This window comes from Bartonella sp. MM73XJBT.G (assembly GCF_028618435.1).
GTDB lineage: Bacteria > Pseudomonadota > Alphaproteobacteria > Rhizobiales > Rhizobiaceae > Bartonella.
The window spans coordinates 1-4,082 of sequence record NZ_JAQISW010000050.1 but is presented as its reverse complement, the minus strand read 5'-3'; the positions used below and the strand labels follow the sequence as shown (position 1 = coordinate 4,082).

The 4,082-nt window shown below is 34.2% G+C and carries 4 protein-coding genes and 1 pseudogene; all 5 read right to left on the bottom strand.

Annotated elements, in window-relative coordinates:
- Window positions 1-427: pseudogene (locus PVV59_RS09500) on the bottom strand (type IV secretion system protein); the annotation flags it as partial.
- Window positions 428-524: 97 nt separating this feature from the next.
- Window positions 525-1,322, bottom strand: coding sequence for a type IV secretion system protein (locus PVV59_RS09495; protein WP_273755841.1), 798 nt, complete (start codon window positions 1,320-1,322; stop codon window positions 525-527).
- Window positions 1,323-1,660: 338 nt separating this feature from the next.
- Complete coding sequence (locus tag PVV59_RS09485) at window positions 1,661-2,506, bottom strand: type IV secretion system protein (protein WP_273755840.1); 846 nt, start codon at window positions 2,504-2,506, stop codon at window positions 1,661-1,663.
- A 261-nt stretch (window positions 2,507-2,767) separates the two neighbouring features.
- The gene (locus PVV59_RS09480; protein WP_273755839.1) at window positions 2,768-3,550 is read right to left on the bottom strand and encodes a type IV secretion system protein; all 783 of its coding nucleotides are present in this window, start codon (window positions 3,548-3,550) and stop codon (window positions 2,768-2,770) included.
- Window positions 3,551-3,651: 101 nt separating this feature from the next.
- Window positions 3,652-3,795, bottom strand: a complete 144-nt coding sequence (locus PVV59_RS09475; protein WP_273755821.1) for a TrwH protein — start codon at window positions 3,793-3,795, stop codon at window positions 3,652-3,654.
- Window positions 3,796-4,082 lie beyond the last annotated feature (287 nt).

The window sequence follows — 4,082 nt, the reverse complement described above, 5'->3', positions numbered from 1 at the left end:
ACTTTTGTTAGTATCACGAGCCCACCGCCGATTGCTACGACGAGGCTTGTTGCCAGCAAGATGATGAGCCCTAAGAGAGCGTAAAGTGTCCCATTTGCATCGAAGAAGACGGTTTCTTCAAAAAGACGCCCTGCATATTTAAATCCATTACCTGCTGTTTTATCAAGCAAGGTCATTAATTCTTGTTCAGAAAGTGGATTTGTGATGAGCGCTTTTGATAATTTAGAGGGCATTTCTAATATCAACCCCGAAATTTCATTTTGATAAAGTCCTGCGGTTAGAGCTATTGAAGTGATAATGCTTATACGCAAGCAACGGTTCACAAAACCGGAGAGAGGCATATCTTAGCGCCACGAATGATAAGCCATCCATAGATGATAAAAGCGATTGTTATCCCGATTGATACAAAGGGTGTAATTACAATAACTCTCTAATGCTCTGTTGAATTGTTGAAATAGCACTGAAACTTATATATTGGATTTTATTTGCATTAAAAGAGAAAGCACGTGTTGTAAATAATTTTGTTAAAATCTTATTGAGACCATATTTTTATTTTTATGATCAACGATAAATCCATACCTTTTACGTTTTTGTATATCGATAAGAGCCATTTCATCATTGCTTAAACTTTTAACCATTTCTAATTTTGCAAATTCATTTTGAAGCATGGCTGACATGTTTCTGATGCGTGTTTGCAGTTCAGAAACTTCTCTCAGATCTTTTGTTTTATTTATATTATTTACTAAATCAAGAATATATGTAAAGCGCTTCTCTGCCTCCTGAATAGCTTGTAAGCTCACGGCTTTAGCAACAATAGCGTTATATTTAAGACGCTTACTAATTGCGCTGTGCAATATTCGTGGTGTCCAGTATCCAATTCGTTTCTCCTCTTTATTAATAGTAAGAATTGAAGTTTCTAACACCCCATGATGAATGCCCGTATAGTACCTTCGTGGTGTTGGGTAGATAAAATACGAGTCTTCCAAGAAAAAACTCTTATCTTTTTTTTGCCCTGCTGTATTTTGTGCTGGTTTTTCTCCTATTGTTGGCTTTTGTATTCTATTGCCTGTTATAGACTGATTGATCTCTTGCGTTTTTTTGATCTGTTTTTCATTTTCTTCAATTTGTTTTTTTAGTAAGTCAATAATTTCTGTAATTTTTGTATAGTCTAGTGATAAAGGAGATGATGGGGTTTGCGTAGGGAAAGAAGGTGATGGAGTTGGTGCAGGTTCGAACACTACTTTAACCTCTGCATTTGATCGGGTTAGATTCAGCATTGCCAAAAGGACAATTATTCCTGTTATAACAAACTGCTTTTTCATCTGTCTCCTCGCTTAATTCCGGCTGAGATTGTTTTATTAATAGGTATACGGTTTTTATAATTTGACTACTTTGGCTTTGGTCCTAATGCACAAGCCGATAAGAGATTTGCAATCAAAATCATAAGAATGATATTTTTCATTTTTAATATTACTCTTCTGATTGTTAGATATATTCTAACATTTTTGTCATTATCGCCATTTTAAATATAAAGTAAAGCACATAATGTTAATTATTTTTCTTTTATTTATGGAAGAATCAAATTGCAGTGCAAATATTTTGATTATTTTATCATACGAATATTAAGGGTGGCATTAAAGGAATTGTTTTTTGCTATATTTTAGTTTCTATGTCTCCAGAGATGATCAAATGTAATGCCTTTTATTAAAGCATTGGCAATACTTATCATTTTGAATAATAGAATGATAATTATAATAGAGAAGATGAAAACTCCGCCAAACGTGTAGGCTACATTATCTTGGGAATCGATACCCATATGACTTAAATAGTTTGAAAAAATATTCATCATCAGATCAAATACGCTGGCTAAGAGTATGAAGAGGAATGTATAGCTCAAGATCTGCACTATCCATTGCTTGAAGAATTTATGGGTTGGTTGCCAGAGTAGAGCAATAATGAAGAATGGCCCAAGTCCCACGAGCAGTACAATAGCGACTTTTGTTAGTATCATGAGCCCACCTCCGATTACCACTACGAAGCTTGTTGCTAATAAGAGAAGGAAGCCTAAGAGAGCATAAAGCGTCCCGTTGTTGTCAAAAAAAGCAGATTCTTCGAAAAGACGGCTTGCATATTTAAGTCCATATCCTGCTGTTTTATCAAGCAAGGCTATTAATTCTTGTTCAGAGAGTGGACTTTTGAGGAACGCTTTTGATAATTCAGAAGGCATTTGTGTTATCAAATTTGCAATGTCACTCTGATAAAGTCCTGTGGTTAAAGCTATTGAAGTGATAATGCTTATACGCATGAAACGGTTCACAAAACCGGAGAGAGGGATATCTATAGCGCCACGAATGATGAGCCATCCATAGATGATAAAAGCGATTGTTATCCCGATTGACACAAAGGGTGTAATTGTAGCAATCGTTTTTGAGGAAATATCCGTGATATATGTTTTGGTTCCTTGATCAATTTTAGTAAAAAGTTGCGTGAACATATTGAAGTCCATGGCATTCCTCTTTAACGAATGGTTAATTTTTATTACCTTAGAACATAGAACCATGCTAAAGGCTTGCTTAGCATTTATACATTCCTTACGTACTTTCACTGCGGTTATAATGGTTTTAATAAAATCTCTATGCTTCTTTCAATTGTTGGCTTAGTACTGAACCTTGTACGCCGGTCTTCATTTTCATGATTGTCATGAAAAGAAAACAAATGTTGTAAATAGTTTTATCAAGTAACTTTTATTTTGAACATTGTTTTGTAATTAGTATATTGTAGGCATTTTTGTGTATTCAGAATTATAAAATCGTTTATACACTGTTTGTTTTTGGATATCAGAAAAAATCATTTCATTATCGTTTAGACTTCTGACCATTTCTAACTTTGCAGATTCATTTTGAAGCATGGCTAACATGTTTTTGATGCGTACTTGCAGCTCGGAAGCTTCTCTCAGATCTTTTGTTTTATTTATATTATTTAATAAATTGACAATATATGTAAAACGCTTCTCTGCATCCTGAAGAGTTTTCAAACTTGTAGCTTTAGCAATAATACTATTATATTTAAGGCGCTTATTAAATTCTGCGCGTAGATCAAGCGCTATCCGACCGAGAATTCTCTTTTCTTCGCTATTAATCTTTCTAAACAAACTGACTAATTGCGGATTAGAAATCTTCTGGGAGGGTTCTTCTCGTGCTGGATAGATAAAGATAAGATGTGGATCATGTAAGAAAAATTTCTGATTTGTTCTTTGTCCTTGTGCCGCTGTACTTTCTGTTGCTTTTTCTCCTATTGTTGGCTTTTGTATTCTATTGCCTGTTATAGAGTGATTGATCTCTTGCGTTTTTTTGATCTGTTTTTTATTTTCTTCAATTTGCTTTTTTAATAGCTCTATAATTTCCAGATATCTCTCTGATGGGATGATAGATAGAGAAGGTGATGGAGCAGTAGGTTTAACAGCAGGTGGAGCAGATGATGGGGATTGTGTACAGTTGGCTTTACCTGAGGCTGATCCATATCTCATCGTTTCAAATTGTGCCAATCCCATTTCTAGAAAATTGCATGGATTTGTTTGAGAAGAATCCGATGCATATGCCAAATTCACCATTCCCAAAAGGATAATCATTCCTGTTATAATAAACCGCTTTTTCATCTGTTTTCTCGCTTAATTTCGGCAGGGATTGTTTTATTAACAGGCACCCGGTTTCTATCATTTGGTTGTTTTATCTTTGGCGCTAAGGCACAAGCCGATAAGAGATTTGCAATCAAAATCATAAGAATGATATTTTTCATTTTTAATATTACTCTTCTTATTGTTAGATATATTCTAACATTTTTGTCATTATCGCCATTTTAAATATAAAGTAAAGCACATAATGTGCAACTGTTTTGCTTTTCTTAATTTCATTTTTAAATTTATGAAAATAGCTCAATTTCAGTGTAAATATTTTTTACTGTAGAATTGGATAGCTGGTTGTTTTGTCCTACGGATATTAAGGAATATCCGTTACGAGAATCACTGCTTTTTATATTATCTAGTCTCTATATCTCCATAGATGAGCGACAGTGATTCCTTTTGC

Bases quoted from the DNA above. Each gene is read 5' to 3' on its own strand.
- PVV59_RS09475 (WP_273755821.1), bottom strand. From the start codon at position 3,795: ATGAAAAATATCATTCTTATGATTTTGATTGCAAATCTCTTATCGGCT.
- PVV59_RS09495 (WP_273755841.1), bottom strand. From the start codon at position 1,322: ATGAAAAAGCAGTTTGTTATAACAGGAATAATTGTCCTTTTGGCAATG.
- PVV59_RS09485 (WP_273755840.1), bottom strand. From the start codon at position 2,506: ATGGACTTCAATATGTTCACGCAACTTTTTACTAAAATTGATCAAGGA.
- PVV59_RS09480 (WP_273755839.1), bottom strand. From the start codon at position 3,550: ATGGGATTGGCACAATTTGAAACGATGAGATATGGATCAGCCTCAGGT.